Raw genomic sequence first — 21,379 nt, forward strand, 5'->3', positions numbered from 1 at the left:
CAGTTGCTTGAGCGAATCGCCGAACTGCAGGCTGCGCAGGCCCGGGGTGTTCGGCGAACTGACATTGACCGTGATATAGCTGGCAGCGGTGTACACCTTGTCCAGGCAGATCAGGTAGTCGTCGACCGCGCGCTCGACCGGGGTGTCGAAGTTCTTGCCGATGTTGATACCCAGCACACCGTTGTAACGCGACGCACGAACACGACCCAGCAGGTGGTCGACCCCCAGGTTGTTGAAGCCCATGCGGTTGATGATGGCGGTGGCTTGCGGCAGGCGGAACAGCCGTGGCTTGGGGTTGCCCGGCTGCGGGCGCGGCGTGACGGTGCCGATTTCGACGAAACCGAAGCCCAACTGGGCAAAGCCGTCGATGGCCGCGCCATTCTTGTCCAGGCCGGCGGCCAGGCCGACCGGGTTGGCGAAGTTCAAGCCCATGACCGAAACCGGCAACGCCGCCGGTTGCTTGCACAGCATGCCGTTTAGGCCAAGACGGCCACCGGCACCGATCAGGTCCAGGGACAGGTCGTGGGAAGTTTCCGGGGAAAGCTTGAACAGCAGCTGGCGGGCCAGGGTATACATGGGCGGGCAAGGCTCAGGGTGAGTGAGGGGGCGATTATAGCCAGCGCGGCGCCGGCATGACAGCACATCGTGGGGCCATGGGGCGAGGTGGTCGCGTAAATGGCACATCGGTTGCACCCCAACTGCCCACAGCCTTATCAGTATGGGCGAGGAACCTTGTGAACACCGCACCCCGAGCAACGCCCCTGGCCTGGGTCAACGGCAGCGACGCGCCGGAGAAACCCAGCCTCAACATCGGTTTCATGGGCCTCACCGACTGCGCCTCGGTCGTGGTCGCCGCCACCCAGGGCTTCGCCCAGCAGCACGGCCTGACCCTCAACCTCAAGCGGCAGGGCTCGTGGGCCGGCCTGCGGGACAAACTGGTCAGTGGCGAACTGGACGCCGCGCACTGCCTGTATGGGCTGGTCTACGCCGTGCACCTGGGCATCGGTGGCGTGCCGGGCAGCGACATGGCCGTGCTCATGGGGCTGAACCAGAACGCCCAGGCCATCAACCTGTCCCCAACCCTGCAACGCAAAGGCGTGACCAACCCTGAAGCACTGGCGCGACTGGTGCACCAAAATGGCCCACGGCTGACCTTTGCCCAGACCTTCCCCACGGGCACTCACGCCATGTGGCTGTATTACTGGCTGGCCAGCCAGGGCATCCACCCATTGCGTGACGTCGACAGCGTAGTCGTACCGCCTGCCCAGATGGCCGCACACATCCAGGCCGGGCGCATCGACGGCTTCTGCGTCGGCGAGCCGTGGGCCGCTGACGCGGTAGCCAAAGGCCAGGGCTTTACCCTGGCCACCAGCCAGTCGATCTGGCCCGACCACCCGGAAAAGGTCCTGGCCTGTGCCCGCGCCTTCGCCGAACAATACCCCAACAGCGCGCGCGCATTGATCAAGGCGATCCTCGCTGCCAGCCGGTTCATCGAGCAAAACCCGGACAACCGCCGCAGCGCCGCGCAACTGCTCAGTGGCAGCGCCTACTTGGACACCGCGCTGGCTAGCATCGAGCCACGCCTGCTCGGCCACTATCACGACGGCCTGGGCAATCACTGGCAAGACCCGCACGCCCTGCGCCTGTTCGACCAGGGCCGAGCCAACTTCCCATACCTGTCCGACGGAATGTGGTTCATGACCCAGTTTCGCCGCTGGGGCCTGCTGCGCGAAGACCCGGATTACCTCCAGGTCGCGGGCCAGGTCCAGCACCTGGCGCTGTACACCGAGGCCGCCCAGAGCCTGGGCGTGGCATGCCCGGCGCACCCCATGCGCAGCAGCCTGCTGATAGACGGTAGCCGCTGGGACGGCAGCGACCCCTACGGCTATGCCCGTAGCTTCAGCCTGCATGCGTTGGGCGAGCTGCCCGACGCCCAGGTTGGCAGGTAAGGGGGGACGACCATGCTGCGCATCCTGCTGATCGACGACACCCAGAGCAAACTAGGCCGCCTCAAGGCCGCTTTGACCGAGGCCGGCTTCGACGTCACCGAAGCCCCAGGCCTGACCATCGACCTGCCCGCCTGCGTCGAAACGGTGCGCCCGGACGTGGTGCTGATCGATACCGATTCACCGGACCGCGATGTGATGGAGCATGTGGTGCTGGTCAGCCGTGACCAACCCCGACCGATCGTGCTGTTCACTGACGAACACGACCCCGGGGTGATGCGCCAGGCGATCCAGGCAGGGGTCAGTGCCTATATCGTGGAAGGTATCCATGCGGCGCGGTTGCAGCCGATTCTGGACGTGGCCATGGCTCGCTTCGAAAGCGACCAGGCCCTGCGCGCCCAGTTGCTGGCGCGCGACCAGCAACTGGCCGAACGCAAGCGTATCGAGCAAGCCAAGGGCCTGCTGATGAAAATGAAAGACTGCAACGAAGAACAGGCCTACACCCTGATGCGCCGCCAGGCCATGAGCCGCCAACAGAAGCTGATCCAGGTGGCCGAGCAGATCATCGCCATGCACGAGATGCTCGGCTGAGGGGGCCGGTGCACTGCCTGGCCCCCCTGACCAGGCACAGTTGGCCCATCTCTTGCTCAACAAAACGCACCGGTAACCAACGGCGGTTGCCCCACTTAAATTCCGACAAAGACGTCGCTCGCCCCTCCACAGCCGTGGAGCGGGTGGCGGCGTCTTTTTCGTTCCGTTGCATGACCGAGTGAGGTGTTCGATGAGTACCAGCTTCTGGAAATCCGGGCATGTGCCCACGCTGTTCGCCGCGTTCCTGTACTTCGACCTCAGCTTCATGGTCTGGTACCTGCTGGGCCCGCTGGCGGTGCAGATTGCCGCCGACCTGCAATTGAGCGCACAGCAGCGGGGCTTGATGGTGGCGGTGCCGATCCTGGCCGGGGCCATCCTGCGCTTTGCCATGGGCGTGCTGGTGGACCGCCTGTCGCCCAAGACCGCCGGGCTGATCGGCCAGGTAGTGGTCATCGTCGCGCTGGCCGCTGCCTGGCGCCTGGGCGTGCACAGCTATGAACAGGCACTGCTGCTGGGCGTGTTCCTCGGTTTTGCCGGCGCCTCGTTCGCCGTGTCGCTGCCACTGGCTTCGCAGTGGTACCCGCCACAGCATCAAGGCAAGGCCATGGGCATCGCCGGGGCCGGCAACTCGGGCACAGTGTTCGCGGCCCTGCTCGCCCCGGCACTGGCAGCCGGCTTTGGCTGGAACAATGTCTTCGGCTTTGCACTGCTGCCACTGTCGCTGGCGCTGGTGGTCTTCGCCTTGCTGGCACGTAACGCCCCACAACGGCCCAAGCCCAAAGCCATGGCCGACTACCTCAAGGCACTGGGCGACCGCGACAGCTGGTGGTTCATGTTCTTCTACAGCGTCACGTTCGGTGGTTTCATCGGCCTGGCCAGCGCCCTGCCCGGCTACTTCAGCGATCAGTACGGCCTGAGCCCGGTCACCGCCGGCTACTACACGGCGGCCTGCGTGTTCGCCGGCAGCCTGATGCGCCCGCTCGGTGGCGCCCTGGCCGACCGCTTTGGCGGCATCCGCACGCTGCTGGGCATGTACAGCGTAGCGGCCGTCTGCATTGCTGCCGTCGGCTTCAACCTGCCCTCCGCGGCCGCCGCCCTGGCCCTGTTCGTCAGCGCCATGCTCGGCCTGGGTGCCGGCAATGGCGCAGTGTTCCAACTGGTGCCGCAACGCTTCCGCCAGGAAATCGGCGTGATGACCGGGCTGATCGGCATGGCCGGTGGTATGGGCGGCTTCCTGCTGGCGGCGGGGCTGGGCACCATCAAGCAGCACACTGGCGACTACCAAATGGGGTTGTGGCTGTTCGCCAGCCTGGGCCTGCTGGCCTGGTTCGGCCTGCACGGGGTGAAACAACGCTGGCGCACCACCTGGGGCTCGGCGGCCGTGACCGCAGCGCGGGTCTGAGGCACACCCATGAGCCTGCAACTGAGCTTTGCCCAGGCCAGCGCCACCGGGCCGCGCGCGGAAAACCAGGATGCCTTGCGCCTGGTCACCCCGGCGCCCGAACTCGCCGCCAGCAAAGGCTACCTGTTCGCCCTGGCCGACGGGGTCAGCCAATGTGCCGACGGCGGCCTTGCCGCGCGGGCCAGCCTGCAGGCGCTGGCCCTGGACTACTACGCCACGCCGGCCACCTGGGGCGTGGCCCAGGCCCTCGACCGCCTGCTGCTGGCACAGAACCGCTGGCTGCGCGCCCAAGGGAATGGCCAGCCGTTGCTGACCACCCTCAGCGCACTGGTGCTGCGCGGGCGGCGCTTCACCCTGGCCCACGTAGGCGACTGTCGGGTGTATCGCTGGCACGCCGGCCAGCTGCAGTGCCTGAGCGAAGACCATGTCTGGGACCAGCCCGGCATGCAGCATGTACTCAAACGCGCGCTGGGCCTGGACCAGCATCTGCTGGTGGATTACCTGGAAGGCGAATTGCAGCCGGGTGAATGTTATCTGCTGGTCAGCGACGGTGTGTGGGCCAGCCTGGGCGACCAGCACATCCAGGCGGTGCTGCGCGAGCAACCCGACCTGCAGCTGGCCGTGGACACGTTGGTTGCCAGCGCCCACCTCAACGGTAGCCAGGATAACGCCAGCGCCATGCTGGTGCAGGTCGAACAACCGGGCACGGCGAACCTTGGCGACACCTTGGCCCAACTGCAGCACTGGCCCGTGCCCGAGCCGTTACGGGCAGGCCAGTCGATCGATGGCTGGCAGGTCGAACAACTGCGCGCACACAGCCGTCAGTCGTTGTTGTACCGGGTGCGCGATGGCCAAGGCCAGGCGTGGCTGCTCAAGACCTTGCCGCCCGAGCGGCGGCAGGAGCCTGGTGCGGCGCAGGGCCTGCTGCTCGAAGAATGGTTCATGCGCAGGGTCGCCGGCCGGCACTTTCCCGAGCTGCACGCCTGCAGCCAGCGCCAGCAGTTGTACTACGTGATGCGCGAATACCCGGGCCAGAGCCTGGCCGCACTGCTGGCCGAAAATGGCCCACTGCCGTTGGCCCAGTGGCTGGAGCTTGCCCGGCAGTTGCTACAGGCGGTAGGGGTGCTGCACCGGCGCAACCTGCTGCACCGCGACATCAAGCCCGACAACCTGCACCTGGGCTGCGATGGTCAGTTGCGCCTACTGGACTTCGGCCTGGCGTACTGCCCCGGGCTCTGCGAAGACCCGCAACATGCCTTGCCCGGCACCCCGTCCTACATCGCCCCGGAAGCCTTCGACGGCCAGCCGCCCAGCCCCCGCCAGGACCTGTATGCCGCAGGCGTGACGCTGTATCACCTGCTGACCGGTCACTACCCGTATGGGGAAGTGGAAGCCTTTCAGCGGCCGCGCTTCGGCCAACCGGTCAACCCGGCGCGCTACCGGCCCGACCTGCCGGAGTGGCTGCAGCACAACCTGCAGCAGGCCGTGGCCGCCGACCCGGCGCAGCGCTTCGAAACCGCCGAACACTGGTTGCTGCTGCTCGAACGGGGCGACCGCCAGGAATTGCCCGGCCGCCCGCGGCCATTGCTGGAGCGCGAGCCACTGAAAGTCTGGCGCACCTTGGCCGTGCTTTCGCTACTGATCAACCTGATATTGCTGCTCACCCTGCTCAAGGGCTGAATGCACCTTGCCAATGAGGAAACACGAATGAATGCAAAAGTGTGGCTGGTTGGCGCCGGCCCGGGTGACCCGGAACTGCTCACCCTCAAGGCTGTACGCGCCTTGCAGGAAGCGGCAGTGGTGATGATCGACGACCTGGTCAACCCGGCAGTGCTGGCGCATTGCCCGCAGGCGCGGGTTATTGCAGTGGGCAAGCGTGGCGGCTGCCGCTCGACGCCGCAGGCGTTCATCCAGCGCCTGATGTTGCGCCACGCCCGCCAAGGGCGCTGTGTGGTGCGGCTCAAGGGTGGCGACCCGTGCATCTTCGGCCGCGGCGGCGAGGAGGCCCTGTGGCTGCAGGGGCATGGTATCGAGGTGGAAATTGTCAACGGCATCACCGCAGGCCTGGCAGGCGCCACGCAGTGCGGTATTTCCCTGACCTCGCGGGGCGTCAGCCGCGGGGTAACGCTGGTGACCGCGCATACCCAGGATGACAGCGCACTGAACTGGGCAGCATTGGCCCAGGCTGGCACCACGTTGGTGGTGTACATGGGCGTGGCCCGGCTGGAGCAGGTCCGCCAGGGGTTGCTGGACGGGGGGATGGCACCCGGCATGCCGGTGGCCATGATCGAGAATGCCTCGCTGCCCGAGCAACGCGAGTGCAGGAGCGATGTGCAGGGGATGGTCGAGGATGCGCGTGGGTTCGCCTTGCGTAGCCCGGCGATCCTGGTGATTGGCGAGGTGGTTGGAGCGCAGGTGGCTCAGCAGTGGGTGGCCGCTACCGGCTGACAGCCACGGCCCGCCGGCCGGTAAAACCCAGCCAAAGAAAAACCCGGCCGAGGCCGGGTTTTTCGTGAAGCATCAAACCAATTACTTGGCCTGGGCTTCTACCTGAGCTTCAACGCGACGGTTGATAGCACGGCCTTCTTCGGTGGCGTTGTCAGCAACCGGACGGGTTTCGCCGTAGCCAACCGAGTCAACACGGCTGGATTCTACGCCGTACTGCTGGGTCAGGACTTGCTTGACAGCGTTGGCACGACGCTCGGACAGCTTCTGGTTGTAAGCGTCTGGACCCACGGAGTCAGTGTGACCTTCAACCACGGTGGTGGTTTGTGGGTACTGCTTCATGAAGTCAGCCAGGTTCTTGATGTCGCCGTAGCTGTTTGGCTTGACGACCGACTTGTCGAAGTCGAACTTCACGTCCAGCTCAACACGAACGACTTCGGCAACAGCCGGGCAGCCGTCGGCGTCAACGGTAACGTTGGCCGGGGTGTCTGGGCACTTGTCGACGTTGTCGCACACGCCGTCGTTGTCGGAGTCGGAGCAAACTTCAGCAACAGGTGCTGGAGCAGGGGCTGCGGTTTGCTTCGGGCTACCGCCGAAGTTCAGACCAACACCAACGCTTGGGGCCCACTCGGTGTCGCCCTGGTCGATGTTGTACTGGGCTTCAACGCCAGCACGGGCGTAGAACATGTCGGTGATGTACCACTTGGCACCAGCGCCAACGTTGGCGAAGGTGGAGTGGTCACGACCGCCACGGCCGGTCTGGCCCAGCGACTGGTGCGAGAAACCAGCGGAAACGTACGGACGGATAGCGTCGTACGGGTTGTTGAAGTGGTAAACGGCGTCCAGGGCGGTGTTCGAGCCCTTGATGTTCTTGCCGTCATCGCCACGAGCGTTGTGCACTTCGTCGTAGCCCAGACGCAGTTCAACGTCGTCGGTCAGGAAGTAACCGATCGAACCGCCGAACAGGTTGCCGTCGTTCTTGAAGTCGCGCTGGCTGTCGAAGAATTCTTTCTTGTAGAAGATTTCAGTCTCGACGGCGCCTTGACCTTGTGCCATAGCGCCAATCGAGGTGGCGGCTACGAGCGAACCAATGGCCAAGCCCAAGGTGTTTTTCAATTTCATCCGTTAAATCCCCATCTGGTGATAGTTAAGCAGTCCCACCATAAACAAGGGGGACAACTCGACGGCAAGTCTAGCAGAACTCGCCGATTCGTTAGAGATATTTGCAGACGACTAAGTTTCATCGAGGCCCGCAAATTTCTCACGAAGCTTGTCTAGCGCACGCTTGTATCGCATCTTCGTCGCGCTCAGGCCCATGTGCATGATGTCGGCGATCTCCTGGAACTCCAGCTCTGCGACAAAACGCAGCACCAGGATCTCGCGGTCGATCGGGTTCACATGCACCAGCCACTTGTCCAGCCCGCCTTTTTCTTCCGGCTTCGGTGCCTTGTCCTCGGACGCCTCTTCAACAGGGTCCAGGCTCAGGGCATCCATCAACCGGCGTTTGCGGCGCTCCTTGCGGTACTGGGTAATGCACTCGTTGTAGGTGATGCTGTAGAGCCAGGTCTTGAACTTGGATTTACCCTCGAAGTTCTTCAGACCGTACAGCACCTTCAGCATCACTTCCTGACAGACATCGTCCGCGTCACGGTCGTTCCCTAAATAACGTGCACAAACGTTGAACAGGGTCCGCTGGTAGCGCCGCATGAGTTCCTCATAGGCACGGGTGACGTGGTACAGCTCCTCATGCGAACGCGCCACCAACTCTTCGTCGGTGAGCTCGCGAGGGTCATAACGCATGGGCGGCGTAGGAACTTTATTCAAAACGGATCTGGCCGACAGTCAGGTCAATGTCGCCGCGCGACCCCGTGGGTCGAATTTCGCGGCGGCATACATTAACAGCTTTCACGCGGTTAGCGGCTATTGACTCGCTGTTCCAGCAGCTCGCGATTGGACAACGACACCAGCTCCCCCTCATCGGTCAGCAGGGTGGTTTTCACCGTGCCGATCTCCTCGATGAGCCCTTCGACCTCTCCAATCCGCACCTGCTGGCCTACCTGGTACAACTCGCGAACATAAATGCCGGCCAGAATCTGCCCGGCAATTTCGCGGCTGCCCAGGCCCATGGCCAGGGCAACCGCCAGACCAACGGTAATCAGGCCGATGACGATCACATGGTTGAGCAGGTCGGTTTTCACCTCCAGCTGGCTGATGGCCACCGAAATGCTGATGATGATGACCAGCCCTTGCGCGATACGCCCCAGGCCTGCCGAATACTCCAGGCCAATGCCTTCTGCAGCACCGCGCACCAGGCCATTGGCCACCTGTGCCAGCAGCACGCCGGCCAGCAACACCAGGGCCCCGCCGAACACTTTCGGCAAGTACAGGGCAAGCATGTCGAGGGTCGCCGAAACCCGCTCCAGGCCCAGCGATTCCGCGGCGGAAACCAGGAAGATGAGCAGTACGAACCAGTAGACGATCTTGCCGATGAGGGTGGAAATGGGCACCTGTATGCCGACCCGGCCCAGCATTTTGGTCAGGCCGGTACCGGCCATGAGGCGGTCCAGGCCGAATTTGGCCAGCAGTTTGGAGAGCAGTGTATCGAGCAGCTTGGCTACCACGAAACCGAGCAGCACCACGACCAGTGCGCCGAACAGGTTAGGGATGAAGTTCGCCACTTTGGTCCAAAGGGCGGTCATCGCGGTGACCAGGCTCTGGGTCCAGAGATCGAGTTCCATATTCAATCGGCCTTATCTGCTTTGCTGCCAGTGGCAGCGTTGCGGGAAGTGTGTCGACGCACCGGCGCGACATGCGCCGAGCCATTGTTCACGGCGATCAGCAGCGCCTGGCTCCAGCGGCCAAGCAAGCTGAACAGATCACCCGCACCGACCTGGCGGTTGGCGGTTTTCAGCACGCGGCCCAAGCAGGCAGCGTCATCCCGGTCGTCCCGATCGTTGCCGGAGGGTGACGCCTTGAGCAGGTCGCGCAGGGATTCTTCAAACGGATCGTGCATGTGCACCTCGCGCAGTGTCAGCTAGAGACGAGATGGCCCGGCGATGGGTCACACATCCGATTGGCACGAATGTTTCGAATGGTGTGATGTTCGCCTGCAGCCCACCCACGCTTCATACCCACCGTAACCGGCGGAACAACCACCACTGCCCCACCGCCAGCCCCAGCACCACAATGCAGGCGAACAGGAAACCGTAGGGGTTTTGCGCCCCCGGAATGCCACCAACATTGATGCCCAGCAGCCCGGTGATGAAGCTCATCGGCAGAAAGATGCAGGTGATGATGCCAAAGCGGTACATGGTGCGGTTCATCCGCTCGCTACGGCGCCGGTCTTCGCTCTCCAGCACCAGCGCGGCGCGCTCGCGGGTCAGCTCCAGCTCCTCCAGGTAGCGGATCAGGCTGTTGTTAAGCTCGTTCCAGTAATCGGCATCGGCATAGGCGAACCAGCCCCACTTGCTGCGTGACAACTGGGCATAGATTTCCCGTTGCGGGGCCAGGAACCGGCGCAACCCGGCGGCCCGCCGACGGATCTGCTGCAGGCTGCCCTGTTCGGGGGTATACCGCTCGTCGGATTCAACCTTTTCTTCTTCCAGGTCGACCAGTTCGGCGAGGTCACTGACCAGGCCCTGCACCTTTTCGGTCAGCAGTTCCCCCATCAGCAACAGCAGTTCGGATGCGGATGTGGGCCCCCTGCCCTGTTCCAGTAGCTGGAGCACCTCGTCGCTGGCGCGCAGGGGCCGCAAGCGCAGCGAGATGACCCGCTGCGCCTCGGCGAAAATGCGCACCGAGACCATGTCTTCCGGCTCGGCGCCCGGGTTCAGGTTGACCCCACGCAAGAACAACAGCAGCTGTTCATCGGCCATGGGCAACAAGCGCGGGCGGGTGTTTTCCTCCAGCAGCAATTCGCAGGCGAACTCGCTGAGGCCGCTTTCATTCAGCAACCAGGTACGGGTTTGCGGGTGGCTCCGGTCCCAGTGCAGCCACAGGCTCTGCTGGGGCTGCAATTGCAGGTCGGCCAGTTCGGTACGGGCAATCGGGCGCGCGCCGCCTTTGCCATCGAGCACTAGGGCGTGCACCAGCCCCCACTGCGCGTTGTCTTCCTCGAACATCAAAGCTCCATCAGCGCGTGCGGCGCATCACTCCGGCATTTTCAGCGGGCTTGGCGAGACCAGCACGCCATTGTTGTCGGCGTACACATACTCGCCCGGGCGGAACGTCACGCCGGCGAAGGTCACTGCCACGTTGAGGTCGCCGATGCCGCGCTTGTCGGTCTTCATTGGGTGGCTGGCCAGCGCCTGCACGCCGACGTCAGTCTGGATCAAAACATCGACGTCGCGTACGCAGCCGTAGATCAACAAGCCTTCCCAGCCGTTCCTGGCAGCCTTTTCGGCAAGCATGTCACCCAACAATGCGCGACGCAGCGACCCACCGCCATCGACTACCAGCACCTTGCCTTTGCCGTCGAGTTCGACCTGCTCCTTGACCAGCGAGTTGTCCTCGAAGCACTTGATGGTGACGATCTGGCCGCCAAACGAATCACGGCCACCGAAATTGCTGAACATCGGTTCCAGCACCTGAACCAGGTCCGGGTAGGCGTCACACAGGTCGGGCGTTACGTAATGCTGCATGGGAAGCTCCTGTCAGTCACAACGAAAGCGGGTATCGGCCAAGGCTACACCGTAGAGCCCATTGCAGTCATCCGGGACTAGGTAGTCATGTGTGTTTTGCCTGTGCCGGCCCTATCGCCGGCAAGCCGGCTCCCACAGGATTGTCACAGGTTCGCAGGCTTGTGCAGTACCTGTAGGAGCGGGCGCGCCCGCGAAGAGGCCAGCACAGGCGACACAAACTCAGCTGACCGGCACAGGCTCTGCAACCACTGTGGACGCATGCACCGGCAACAGCGGGTTACGCAGCCAGCGCTCCACCAGCGGCCACACCTGCACCTGCGCAGCCTTGCTCACCAGCATGTCGACGTGCCCGAAAGCTTCAAAACCTTCTTCACGCCCCAGCCGCAGGAACTGCTTGCGCTCGCCCCCCACCTGCTCGAACAGCTTGCGACAGGCCCACACCGGGTCCTGGAAGTCGCCGGCGCCGGCCACTGCCAACAGCGGCACATCAACCTCGGCCAGCCCTGCCCACCAATCCTGCTTCTTGTCGCCAAAACGCCCGAACAAGCCATGCCAGCGCAGGCTTTCCAGGGCCAGCCCCAGGGGTTCGTCCTCTGGCCCACGCTTGAAGCGCGGCCCGGAAATCTGCCCCCAGCGCTTGAGCAGCCACTTCGCGCCCCAGGCCACTGGCGGGACTTTCAACGGCCAGTACATACGGCTGACCTGTGTGCCGAACAGGGCCACGCTCGCGACCTGGTCGGCGGTCAGAAAACCGCCACCCAAGGCTGCCACCAAGGTTGTTCCACCCAGTGAGTGGCCCACCCAGTGCGGCGCCTGGCCGGCTTTTTCGCGCACGAAGGCGTTGATGGTTGGCAGGTCGTCACGGGCATAGCCGGCTACGCTGTTGTGTCGCCAGGCTGCATTGCGTGGCGACAGGCCGTGGCCACGCATTTCCGGGATCCATACGTCGAAACCGGCCCGAGCCAGATAGGCCCCCAGGCCGATGCCTTTGGGCGAATACCAGAAACGCCGGTTGGAAAAACTGCCATGCAGCAGAATCACCGGCACGCCCTGGGCGTGCTCCTGGTCGGCCAGCCCCAGGCGGGTAACGGCCAATTCCACACTGGGATCAGGGCTGTTGCCGGCCTTGATCCGGTACACGTCTTCACTGAGGTCGCCGCGGCGCTCGGCACTGAGCAAGGCCACGGGAAATAAACGGCTACTGCTTTGCATAAGGTTGCTTGGTGCACAAAAAAGGGCGGGATCCATTGCTGGAACTCGCCCTGGAAAAAACCAGGCGGGGGCACGCCAGACGCCCCCCGCGTTTTATTGCGTCAGGCTGCGCCCTGGCCTTCGGCGAGGAAGAACCAGGTTTCGAGTACCGAGTCGGGGTTCAGCGACACGCTTTCGATGCCCTGCTCCATCAGCCACTTGGCCAGGTCCGGGTGGTCCGAAGGGCCCTGGCCGCAGATGCCGATGTACTTGCCAGCCTTGTTGCACGCGGCAATGGCGTTGGCCAGCAGCTTCTTCACGGCCGGGTTACGCTCGTCGAACAGGTGGGCAATGATGCCCGAGTCACGGTCCAGGCCCAGGGTAAGCTGGGTCAGGTCGTTGGAGCCGATCGAGAAGCCGTCGAAGTACTCCAGGAATTCCTCGGCGAGAATGGCGTTGGACGGCAGCTCGCACATCATGATCACGCGCAGGCCGTTGTCGCCACGGGCCAGGCCGTTTTCGGCCAGCAGGTCGACGACCTGGCTGGCCTCGCCCAGGGTACGCACGAAGGGCACCATGATTTCAACGTTGGTCAGGCCCATCTCGTTGCGCACGCGCTTGAGCGCGCGGCACTCGAGTTCGAAGCAGTCACGGAACGACTCGCTGATGTAGCGCGAGGCACCGCGGAAGCCCAGCATCGGGTTCTCTTCTTCCGGCTCGTACAGCTTGCCGCCGATCAGGTTGGCGTACTCGTTGGACTTGAAGTCCGACAGGCGCACGATGACCTTTTTCGGGTAGAAGGCCGCGGCCAGGGTGCTGATGCCCTCGACCAGTTTCTCGACGTAGAAGCCGACCGGGTCGTTGTAGCCGGCAATGCGCTTGTCGACGCTGTCCTTGAGGTCGGCAGGCAGGCCTGCGTAGTTCAGCAGTGCCTTGGGGTGCACGCCGATCATGCGGTTGATGATGAATTCCAGGCGCGCCAGGCCCACGCCTGCGTTGGGCAACTGGGCAAAATCGAAGGCCCGGTCAGGGTTGCCGACGTTCATCATGATCTTGAACGGCAGCTCGGGCATGGCATCGACCGAGTTCTGCTTGACGTCAAAGCCCAGTTCACCCTCGAAGATGAAGCCGGTGTCGCCTTCGGCGCAGGAAACCGTGACGCCCTGGCCGTCTTTGAGCACCTGGGTGGCGTTGCCGCAACCGACCACGGCCGGAATACCCAGCTCACGGGCAATGATCGCCGCGTGGCAGGTACGCCCACCGCGGTTGGTGACAATGGCGCTGGCGCGCTTCATTACCGGTTCCCAGTCCGGGTCGGTCATGTCGGAAACCAGCACGTCGCCTGGCTGCACCTTGTCCATTTCCGATACATCGTGGATCACGCGGACCTTGCCGGCGCCGATGCGCTGGCCGATGGCACGGCCTTCGACCAGTACCGTGCCCTTTTCCTTCAGCAGGTAGCGCTCCATGACATTGGCGCTGGAGCGGCTTTTCACGGTTTCAGGGCGGGCCTGGACAATGTACAGCTTGCCGTCGTCACCGTCCTTGGCCCATTCGATGTCCATCGGACGCTGGTAGTGCTGCTCGATGATCATCGCCTGTTTGGCCAGTTCGCTGACCTCGGCGTCGCTCAGGCAGAAGCGCGCACGTTCGGCGCGGTCGACTTCCACGGTTTTCACCGAACGGCCGGCCTTGGCTTCGTCGCCATAGACCATCTTGATCGCCTTGCTGCCCAGGTTGCGGCGCAGGATAGCCGGGCGGCCAGCCTGCAGGGTGTTCTTGTGCACGTAGAATTCGTCAGGGTTGACCGCACCCTGTACCACGGTTTCACCCAGGCCATAGGCGCCGGTGATGAACACCACGTCGCGGAAGCCCGATTCGGTATCGAGGGTGAACATGACACCGGCGGTGCCGGTTTCGGAACGAACCATGCGCTGCACACCGGCAGACAGGGCGACCAGTTTGTGATCGAAGCCCTGGTGCACGCGGTAGGCAATGGCACGGTCGTTGAACAGCGAAGCGAACACTTCCTTGGCCGCGCGGATCACGTTGTCCACGCCACGGATGTTGAGGAACGTTTCCTGCTGGCCGGCGAACGAGGCGTCCGGCAAGTCTTCAGCAGTGGCAGAGGAGCGCACGGCAACGGCCATGTTGTCGTTGCCAGCGGCCATTTCGGCAAACGCCGTACGGATTTCCGAATCCAGACGCGCCGGGAAGTCGGCTTCCATGACCCACTGGCGGATCTGCGCGCCGGTCTTGGTCAGGGCGTTGATGTCATCCACGTCGAGGGCGTCGAGCGCCGCATGGATTCGGTCGTTGAGGCCACTCTGCTCGAGAAAATCGCGGTACGCCTGCGCCGTAGTGGCAAAGCCGCCCGGCACCGATACACCAGCACCGGCAAGGTTGCTGATCATCTCGCCCAGGGATGCGTTCTTGCCCCCCACATGCTCCACATCATGGACGCCGAGCTTATCGAGGGAAACTACGTACTCTACCAAGGTGATCTCTCCACTAACTGTGTTGGAAAAGCTCAAAGGGCGCCCGCCTGTCCGCTATGACTTGGCCGGGCGTTTGTGGCCTGTACCTGGAAAATAGGCTTTGCAAATGTGGCAGAATGTCGACAGCCGCATTCGGCAAACCGAACTTATCATATCCAAGAATCTTCATCAGCTTAAGGCCCAGGTCGCAAATGAAACGAACCGCGTTCTTCATCTCCGATGGCACCGGTATCACAGCCGAAACCCTGGGCCAGAGTCTGCTCGCGCAATTCGAGAGCATCCCGTTCAACAAATTCACCCGGCCGTACATCGATTCGCCCGACAAGGCGCGGACCATGGTCCAGCAGATCAATGCCGCGGCCGAGCGTGACGGGGTGCGCCCGATCATCTTCGACACCATCGTCAACCAGGACATACGTGAGATCCTGGCCACGTCGAATGGCTTCATGATCGACATCTTTTCGTCGTTTTTATCCCCCCTTGAGCAGGAATTGACCGCCCATTCGTCTTATTCCGTGGGTAAGTCCCATTCGATCGGCGGCAATTCCAACTACATGGAACGCATCGAGGCGGTGAACTTCGCCCTGGACAACGACGACGGCGCGCGCACGCACTACTACGACAAGGCCGACCTGATCCTGGTGGGTGTGTCGCGCTGCGGCAAGACCCCAACCTGCCTGTACATGGCCATGCAGTTTGGCATCCGCGCCGCCAACTACCCCCTGACCGAAGACGACATGGAACGCCTGCAGTTGCCGGCAGTGCTGAAAAAGCACCACAACAAGCTGTTCGGCCTGACCATCGACCCTGACCGCCTCACGGCCATCCGCCACGAGCGCAAGCCCAACAGTCGTTACTCAAGCTTTGCCCAGTGCGAGTTCGAGGTGCGCGAGGTGGAGAGCCTGTTCCGCCGGGAGAACATTCCCAACATCAATTCCACGCATTTTTCGGTGGAAGAGATTTCGGCGAAGATCCTGGTGGAGAAAGGCGTGGAGCGGCGGTTCAAGTAGGAAAGCTTCAAGCTTCAAGCTTCAAGCTTCAAGCTTCAAGAAAAAGCGGGGGCTGTGTACACGATCTAAACGGTGCTAAAGCCAGAAGCTGCAAGCGAAACCAGTGAGGTCCGCTTGCAGCTTGTAGCTTGCAGCTTGCAGCTTAAGAAGGCACCACCGCTGCCTGCCCGCTCATGGCCAGGTCGACCAGCTCGCGGTTGGCCACCGCATACATCGCATAGTCGTTGCCGCTGGCATTGCGCAGGTCATCGAGCATCGCGCGCCAGCGCTCTACCATCACCCGGTGCTGCTCGGCCCACAGCGCCACACGGGCGTCCATGTCTTGCGGCCCGTCGGCCATTTGCAGGACCGAAATGGTGATCGCCCGCTGCTGCAAGTCGATGTCGTCACGGAAGGCCTCGCGGGCCAGCGCCTGCCAGTTGTTTTCCACCGGCAGGTTGCTGATTTCCTGCAGGTACCAGGTCAGGTCCAGCGCGCTGCCCACGGCGAAGAACGCCTTGGCCACCTGCGCCGGCTCATGCCCGGTAACGTCAGCCGCTTCGATGATCGGCAGCAACGTGTACAGGTGGCTGGTACCGGCCACCATGCGCGCCAGCAGTTCCGGCACGCCAGCCTCGACGAAGCCCTGGTAGCGCACCATCCAGCGTTCGCGGGTCGGGCCTTCGAGCAACTCATCCAGCTTGAGCCCGAGCTGCGCGATTTTCGGCCCGAAGTGCGCGGTGTCGCGCCCGGCGTCCTGCTCGTTGCGGCGGCTGCGCAGGAACCAGCGGGTCGCGCGGCGGCCCAGGCGCATCAGCTCGTCCATCAAGGTCAGCTGGACCTCCGCCGGCACCTGGTAGTCGAGCGCCTCGATCTGGCGGAACCAGTGCGGCAGGTGGAAGATGTCGCGCACGATCACGTAGGCCCCGGCCACGTTGGCTGGGCTCATGCCAGTCGACTCCTTCAGGCGCTGGACGAAGGTGATGCCCATATTGTTGACCAGGTCGTTGGCGATCTGGGTGCTGACGATTTCACGCTTCAGGCGGTGGCGGCGCATGGATTCGGCGAACTTGCTGACCAGCGACGGCGGGAAGGCGGTTTCCATGTCGCGGGTCAGGTAGTCGTCGTCGGGCACCTGCGACTTCAGCAACTGCTCCTTGAGGTCGATCTTGCTGTACGAGATCAGCACCGACAGCTCGGCACGGGTAAGGCCATGGCCGGCGGCCAGGCGTTCGGCCAGTTGCTCCTCGGACGGCAGGAACTCGATGGCACGGTCCAGTTTGCCCCGCGCCTCCAGGTCAGCCATCAGGCGCTTGTACTCGGCAATGCGTTCACGGGCGCGGCGGGCGGCCAGCGACAGCGCCTGGGTCTGCTTGTAGTTGTTGCCCAGCACCAGACTGGCGACTTCATCGGTCATGCTGCCGAGCAGCTGGTTACGCTGCTTCTCGGTCATGTCGCCACCCTGCACCACTTCATTGAGCAGGATCTTGATATTGACCTCGTGGTCAGAGCAGTCCACGCCGCCGGCGTTGTCGATGAAGTCGGTGTTGGTCGCCCCGCCGTGCAGGCCGAACTCCACCCGGCCAAGCTGGGTCATGCCCAGGTTGCCACCCTCGCCCACCACCTTGCAGCGCAGCTCGTTGCCGTTGACCCGCAGCGCGTCGTTGGCCTTGTCGCCGACGTCGGCGTGGCTTTCGCTGCTGGCCTTGACGTAGGTGCCGATACCGCCATTCCACAGCAGATCGACCGGGGCCTTGAGCAACGCGTTCAGCAACTCGGTCGGGGTCAGGCGGTCGGCTTCGATGGCGAAGCGTTCCTTCATCTGCGGGCTGATGGCAATGCTCTTGGCGCTGCGCGGGAAGATGCCACCGCCTTCGGACATGATGCTGGTGTCGTAGTCGGTCCAGGCCGAGCGCGGCAGGTCGAACAGGCGCTTGCGTTCGGCGAAGCTGGAAGCCGGCTCGGGGTTGGGGTCGATGAAGATGTGCAGGTGGTTGAACGCGGCCACCAATTGCAGTTTGTCGGACATCAGCAGGCCGTTGCCGAATACGTCGCCGGCCATGTCCCCCACACCGATGACGGTGATCGGGTCTTCCTGCACATTGATGCCGCGCTCACGGAAGTGCCGCTGCACGCCGACCCAGGCGCCGCGGGCGGTAATGCCCATTTTCTTGTGGTCGTAGCCGGCCGAACCGCCCGAGGCAAAGGCGTCGCCCAGCCAGAAACCGTAGTCGATGGCAATGCCGTTGGCGATGTCGGAGAAGGTCGCGGTGCCCTTGTCGGCCGCCACCACCAGGTACGGGTCGTCATCGTCGTGGCGCACCACGTTGGCCGGCGGCACCACGCCGCCATCCTTGAGGTTGTCGGTGATGTCGAGCAGGCCGGAAATGAAGATGCGGTAGCACGCCACGCCTTCGGCCGCGATCTCGTCACGGCTGCCGCCCAGCGGCAGGCGCCGCGGCAGGAAGCCGCCCTTGGCACCCACCGGCACGATCACCGAGTTCTTCACCTGCTGGGCCTTGACCAGGCCGAGCACTTCGGTGCGGAAGTCTTCTTCGCGGTCGGACCAGCGCAGGCCGCCACGGGCTACGTTGCCAAAGCGCAGGTGCACGCCCTCGACCCGCGGCGAATAGACGAATATCTCGAACTTGGGCACCGGCTTGGGCAGCTCGGGAATCAGCCGCGGGTTGAACTTGAAGCTGAAATACGACTTGTTCTGGCCGTTGGCGTCCGGTTGGTAGAAGTTGGTGCGCAGGGTGGCCTTGATCAGGTCCAGGTAGCGGCGCAGGATGCGGTCTTCGTTGAGTACCTGCACCTCGTCCAGCGCGGTCAGAATGGCCTGTTCCAGGCGCTGCTGCTTGTCGTCCAGGTCGTCCTGGGTCAGCTTGCGCGCCAGGTAGAAGCGGGTCTTGAACAGCCGGGTCAACTCACGGGCGATGTCGGTGTGGTTGTTCAGGGTGCTGGCGATGTAGCCAAGGTCGAAGCCCAGGCGGATCTGCTTGAGGTAACGGGCGTAGGCACGCAGCAGTGCCACGTCGCGCCAAGGCAGGCCGGCGGTCAGCACCAGGCGGTTGAAGGCATCGTTCTCGGCATCGCCGCGCACGATATGGATGAACGCGTCCTGCAGGGTGTCATTGAGCTGCTGGATATCCAGGCTAAGGCCTTCGCTGTAGGTGAAGGCAAAGTCGTGGATCCAGTACTCACGGCCACTGGCATGGCGCAGCCGGTACGGGAACTCGCCGAGTACGCGCAGGCCGAGGTTTTCCAGAATCGGCAACACATCGGACAGCGCCAGCGGCGTGTCCACGTGGTACAGCTTGCAGTGCAGGATGCGCTCGCCGACCTGGGTCAACGGCTGGTAGAAGCTCATCGCCAGGGGCTTGCTTTCCGACAGGTTGAGCACGTGCTGCAGGTCGACCACCGCCGAGTGGGCGGCGAAACGCTCGCGGTAGCCCGCCGGGAAGCCGGTGGGGAAGTCGGCCAGGATGTTGGTGCCCTGGGCTTCGCCGAAGTTCTCCACGACCAGCGCCGAATAGTCGTCGCGCCACGAGCGGCAGGCCTGCACCACTTCGCGCTCCAGCTGCTGCGGGTCGATGTCGATGCGGTTTTTCGGGTCGACCCGCAGAATCAGCTGCACGCGGGCCAGCACCGACTCGGAGAAGAACGTCCAGAACTCGCAGTCGCTGGCCTTCAGGCGCTCCATCAATACCTGCTGGATCTTCTGCCGCACTTCGGTGGAGTAGATTTCCCGCGGCACGTAGGCCAGGCAGTAGCAGAAGCGGCCGTACGGGTCCTTGCGCAGGAACACGCGGATCTTGTTGCGCTCCTGGATCTGCACGATCGCCATGACTGTGGTGAACAGCTCGTCGATCGGCGTCTGGAACAGGTCGTCGCGCGGCAGCACCTCAAGCACCTGGGCCAGCTCCTTGCCCAGGTGAGCCTTGGGATCGAAGCCCGAGCGGCGCTCCACTTCCGCGACCTTGCCGCGGATGTACGGAATGGCATGCACGCTTTCGCCGTACACCGACGAGGTGTACAGGCCCATGAAGCGGTGCTCCTTGATGACCTTGCCGTCGGCGTCCAGCTGGCGGATCGAGACGTAGTCCGGGTAGGCCGGGCGGTGCACGCGGCTGGGCAGCGCGGCCTTGGCGAACGACAGCAGCAGCGGCTCGTTGAGGTAAGCCACGGCGTAGTCTTCGATGCGCAGTTCGTCGGCCGTCAGGCCCACACGCAGGCGGCGCGGCAGGCCGAGGAACGACTGTTCGTCGTAGACCATCTGGCCGCCATCGGCGGTGCTGGCAACGGTGAACTCCTCATAGCCGAGGAAGGTGAAGTGGTTGTCCAGCAGCCACTCGAGGAAGGCCTTGACCTCGCCCTTCTCGTTTTGCGCCGGGCCGAACGCGGTTTGCTCCACCTTGGCGAGCACTTCCTGCAGCTTGGCTTTCATCGGCTCGAAGTCGGCAACCGCCACCCGTACCTCGGCCAGCACCTGTTCGATCTCGCGGGTCAGCACGGCCAGTTCGGCGGCGTTGGCGCAGCGGTCGATCTCCAGGTACATCAGCGACTCGTGCTGCACCCCCTCGCCCCGGCTGCCCTTGGGCAGCAGCTCCAGCAGCTCGCCGTTGGCACCCCGGCGCACGCTGAGCACGGTGGTTTGCAGGGTGTGGATGCTATAGCCGCGGCGGTTGAGCTCGGTACGTACTGAGTCGACGAGGAACGGCAGGTCGTGGTGCAGCACCTCGACCACGGTGTGGGTCGACTGCCAGCCGTTGCGTTCGTAATCGGGGTTGTACACGCGTACTTGCGGGGACTCGGGGTCGAAACGCTCGATGATGCGCCAGGCCGACAGGGTGCAGCCGGCCAGGTCGGAAAGCCTGCGCTGGGTGAGTTCGTCCAGAGAGATGATGCCGAAGAACTGATCGGCGAACAGCGCCACTTGTGGCAGGGACTGTTCGCTGATGTGCTGCGCCAGGGCCGCTTGCAGTTGGTGCTGGAAGTCGGCTTTGCTGGCTGCGGTGAAGAACGCCATCTGTGGTACTCCGCTTGGGCTTTGTAATAGTTGAAGCGTCGCTGCGTGCGCCATTTACGGATCAACGATAGCCAACCCGTGGCAAGGCGGACGGTAAAAACCAGAGGTGGAACGTGCGCAGGCACGCCCGGGCTTGGCGAAGCTTAACGACTGATCGGTCATCAAGGCTTGCAGCGCTGCGACAATTTCGGTCAAGGGGCGGTAACTTTACGTTTATGCATGTAGCCAAGACTGTCAGAATTCCCTTCCGTTTCCTTTGATCCGAGCCTGCTCATGCAAATCAACACCGCCCTGCTGTTCGCCACCCCTTGCGATGACGAGGAAGACAACATGGCGACCCTGTGCTGCCACAGCGACAAGGGCCAGATGTTCCTGCTTACCCGCTACCCGGACGAAGACACCGTCGACCTGACCCTGGATGACGAGCCGTCGACGCTGGACGGGCTGAAAGTGACCTTGAGTGCCAAGCGCCTGCTGATCGAAGTGGCCGCCGGTGACCGCGATGCGCTGAAGGGGGATGAGGTGCTGGAAATCAACCTGACCAGCGACCTCAGTGACCTGGATGAGGTGAAGGAAACCCTGGCGAACATCCTGGCCGGCACTGGCACCTTCGTCTGCGAGCTTTAGGGCTTCATACGCCGCGCGTCG

17 protein-coding genes are annotated in these 21,379 nt (G+C 63.4%); 7 read left to right on the top strand and 10 right to left on the bottom strand.

The genetic code is table 11. From position 1 onward, the window contains the following. Positions 1 to 576: dihydroorotate dehydrogenase (quinone) (pyrD, locus tag GYA94_RS17350; protein WP_161892765.1), on the bottom strand; the 576-nt coding region annotated here is incomplete at its 3' end. 158 nt (positions 577 to 734) lie between these two features. Here pyrD and GYA94_RS17355 point away from each other — a divergent pair. The 5 genes from GYA94_RS17355 to cobA all read left to right on the top strand — a co-directional run bounded on the left by GYA94_RS17355 (position 735) and on the right by cobA (position 6,387). Next, on the top strand, positions 735 to 1,949 hold the full coding sequence (locus GYA94_RS17355; protein WP_161892766.1) for a CmpA/NrtA family ABC transporter substrate-binding protein: 1,215 nt from the start codon (positions 735 to 737) through the stop codon (positions 1,947 to 1,949). Between the two features lie 12 nt (positions 1,950 to 1,961). Beyond that, positions 1,962 to 2,537: an ANTAR domain-containing response regulator gene (locus tag GYA94_RS17360; protein ID WP_009684013.1), complete on the top strand. Its 576-nt coding sequence runs from the start codon at positions 1,962 to 1,964 to the stop codon at positions 2,535 to 2,537. Positions 2,538 to 2,727: 190 nt separating this feature from the next. Further along, a complete protein-coding gene (locus tag GYA94_RS17365) occupies positions 2,728 to 3,939 on the top strand; it encodes a nitrate/nitrite transporter (protein WP_110679423.1) in 1,212 nt (403 codons plus the stop codon). Positions 3,940 to 3,948: 9 nt separating this feature from the next. After that, positions 3,949 to 5,619: a bifunctional protein-serine/threonine kinase/phosphatase gene (locus tag GYA94_RS17370; protein ID WP_054913133.1), complete on the top strand. Its 1,671-nt coding sequence runs from the start codon at positions 3,949 to 3,951 to the stop codon at positions 5,617 to 5,619. 27 nt (positions 5,620 to 5,646) lie between these two features. Beyond that, positions 5,647 to 6,387, top strand: coding sequence for a uroporphyrinogen-III C-methyltransferase (gene cobA, locus GYA94_RS17375; RefSeq protein ID WP_054913132.1), 741 nt, complete (start codon positions 5,647 to 5,649; stop codon positions 6,385 to 6,387). 81 nt (positions 6,388 to 6,468) lie between these two features. On the opposite strand, the gene GYA94_RS17380 is transcribed toward cobA, so the two are convergent. From GYA94_RS17380 to ppsA, 8 genes are all read right to left on the bottom strand, one after another. Beyond that, on the bottom strand, positions 6,469 to 7,506 hold the full coding sequence (locus GYA94_RS17380; RefSeq protein WP_009684019.1) for an OmpA family protein: 1,038 nt from the start codon (positions 7,504 to 7,506) through the stop codon (positions 6,469 to 6,471). A gap of 111 nt (positions 7,507 to 7,617) precedes the next feature. Further along, entirely contained in the window at positions 7,618 to 8,184 is a 567-nt protein-coding gene (sigX, locus tag GYA94_RS17385) for an RNA polymerase sigma factor SigX (protein ID WP_003248665.1), read from the bottom strand. A gap of 113 nt (positions 8,185 to 8,297) precedes the next feature. Continuing rightward, positions 8,298 to 9,122 (bottom strand): mechanosensitive ion channel family protein, encoded by an 825-nt coding sequence (locus GYA94_RS17390; RefSeq protein ID WP_029888071.1) that lies wholly within the window; start codon positions 9,120 to 9,122, stop codon positions 8,298 to 8,300. Between the two features lie 2 nt (positions 9,123 to 9,124). Next, positions 9,125 to 9,397 carry a hypothetical protein gene (locus GYA94_RS17395; RefSeq protein ID WP_009684021.1) on the bottom strand — a complete coding sequence of 91 codons (273 nt, stop codon included), beginning with the start codon at positions 9,395 to 9,397 and terminating at the stop codon, positions 9,125 to 9,127. 112 nt (positions 9,398 to 9,509) lie between these two features. After that, a complete protein-coding gene (cmaX, locus tag GYA94_RS17400; protein WP_054913131.1) occupies positions 9,510 to 10,505 on the bottom strand; it encodes a divalent cation transporter CmaX in 996 nt (331 codons plus the stop codon). A gap of 27 nt (positions 10,506 to 10,532) precedes the next feature. Continuing rightward, entirely contained in the window at positions 10,533 to 11,024 is a 492-nt protein-coding gene (rraA, locus tag GYA94_RS17405) for a ribonuclease E activity regulator RraA (RefSeq protein ID WP_009684023.1), read from the bottom strand. Positions 11,025 to 11,243: 219 nt separating this feature from the next. Further along, complete coding sequence (locus GYA94_RS17410) at positions 11,244 to 12,236, bottom strand: alpha/beta fold hydrolase (RefSeq protein ID WP_255326946.1); 993 nt, start codon at positions 12,234 to 12,236, stop codon at positions 11,244 to 11,246. Between the two features lie 101 nt (positions 12,237 to 12,337). After that, positions 12,338 to 14,713, bottom strand: a complete 2,376-nt coding sequence (gene ppsA / locus GYA94_RS17415) for a phosphoenolpyruvate synthase (RefSeq protein ID WP_029887870.1) — start codon at positions 14,711 to 14,713, stop codon at positions 12,338 to 12,340. A 191-nt stretch (positions 14,714 to 14,904) separates the two neighbouring features. On the opposite strand from ppsA, the gene ppsR reads away from it, so the two are divergent. Beyond that, positions 14,905 to 15,723 (top strand): posphoenolpyruvate synthetase regulatory kinase/phosphorylase PpsR, encoded by an 819-nt coding sequence (gene ppsR / locus GYA94_RS17420; RefSeq protein ID WP_012271263.1) that lies wholly within the window; start codon positions 14,905 to 14,907, stop codon positions 15,721 to 15,723. A gap of 142 nt (positions 15,724 to 15,865) precedes the next feature. On the opposite strand, the gene GYA94_RS17425 is transcribed toward ppsR, so the two are convergent. Further along, entirely contained in the window at positions 15,866 to 20,731 is a 4,866-nt protein-coding gene (locus GYA94_RS17425; RefSeq protein ID WP_054905095.1) for an NAD-glutamate dehydrogenase, read from the bottom strand. Positions 20,732 to 21,004: 273 nt separating this feature from the next. Between GYA94_RS17425 and GYA94_RS17430 the strand changes: the two genes are divergently transcribed. Continuing rightward, entirely contained in the window at positions 21,005 to 21,358 is a 354-nt protein-coding gene (locus GYA94_RS17430; RefSeq protein ID WP_161892768.1) for a hypothetical protein, read from the top strand. The last annotated feature ends 21 nt before the right edge of the window (positions 21,359 to 21,379 follow it).

The organism is Pseudomonas juntendi (genome assembly GCF_009932375.1).
Classification (GTDB): Bacteria; Pseudomonadota; Gammaproteobacteria; order Pseudomonadales; family Pseudomonadaceae; genus Aquipseudomonas; species Aquipseudomonas juntendi.

Coding starts and splice junctions, on each gene's coding strand:
- GYA94_RS17390 (WP_029888071.1), bottom strand. CDS start 9,122: ATGGAACTCGATCTCTGGACCCAGAGCCTGGTCACCGCGATGACCGCC.
- GYA94_RS17425 (WP_054905095.1), bottom strand. CDS start 20,731: ATGGCGTTCTTCACCGCAGCCAGCAAAGCCGACTTCCAGCACCAACTG.
- cmaX (WP_054913131.1), bottom strand. CDS start 10,505: ATGTTCGAGGAAGACAACGCGCAGTGGGGGCTGGTGCACGCCCTAGTG.
- cobA (WP_054913132.1), top strand. CDS start 5,647: ATGAATGCAAAAGTGTGGCTGGTTGGCGCCGGCCCGGGTGACCCGGAA.
- GYA94_RS17380 (WP_009684019.1), bottom strand. CDS start 7,506: ATGAAATTGAAAAACACCTTGGGCTTGGCCATTGGTTCGCTCGTAGCC.
- sigX (WP_003248665.1), bottom strand. CDS start 8,184: ATGCGTTATGACCCTCGCGAGCTCACCGACGAAGAGTTGGTGGCGCGT.
- GYA94_RS17360 (WP_009684013.1), top strand. CDS start 1,962: ATGCTGCGCATCCTGCTGATCGACGACACCCAGAGCAAACTAGGCCGC.
- ppsR (WP_012271263.1), top strand. CDS start 14,905: ATGAAACGAACCGCGTTCTTCATCTCCGATGGCACCGGTATCACAGCC.
- GYA94_RS17410 (WP_255326946.1), bottom strand. CDS start 12,236: ATGCAAAGCAGTAGCCGTTTATTTCCCGTGGCCTTGCTCAGTGCCGAG.
- GYA94_RS17365 (WP_110679423.1), top strand. CDS start 2,728: ATGAGTACCAGCTTCTGGAAATCCGGGCATGTGCCCACGCTGTTCGCC.
- GYA94_RS17430 (WP_161892768.1), top strand. CDS start 21,005: ATGCAAATCAACACCGCCCTGCTGTTCGCCACCCCTTGCGATGACGAG.
- rraA (WP_009684023.1), bottom strand. CDS start 11,024: ATGCAGCATTACGTAACGCCCGACCTGTGTGACGCCTACCCGGACCTG.
- GYA94_RS17370 (WP_054913133.1), top strand. CDS start 3,949: ATGAGCCTGCAACTGAGCTTTGCCCAGGCCAGCGCCACCGGGCCGCGC.
- GYA94_RS17395 (WP_009684021.1), bottom strand. CDS start 9,397: ATGCACGATCCGTTTGAAGAATCCCTGCGCGACCTGCTCAAGGCGTCA.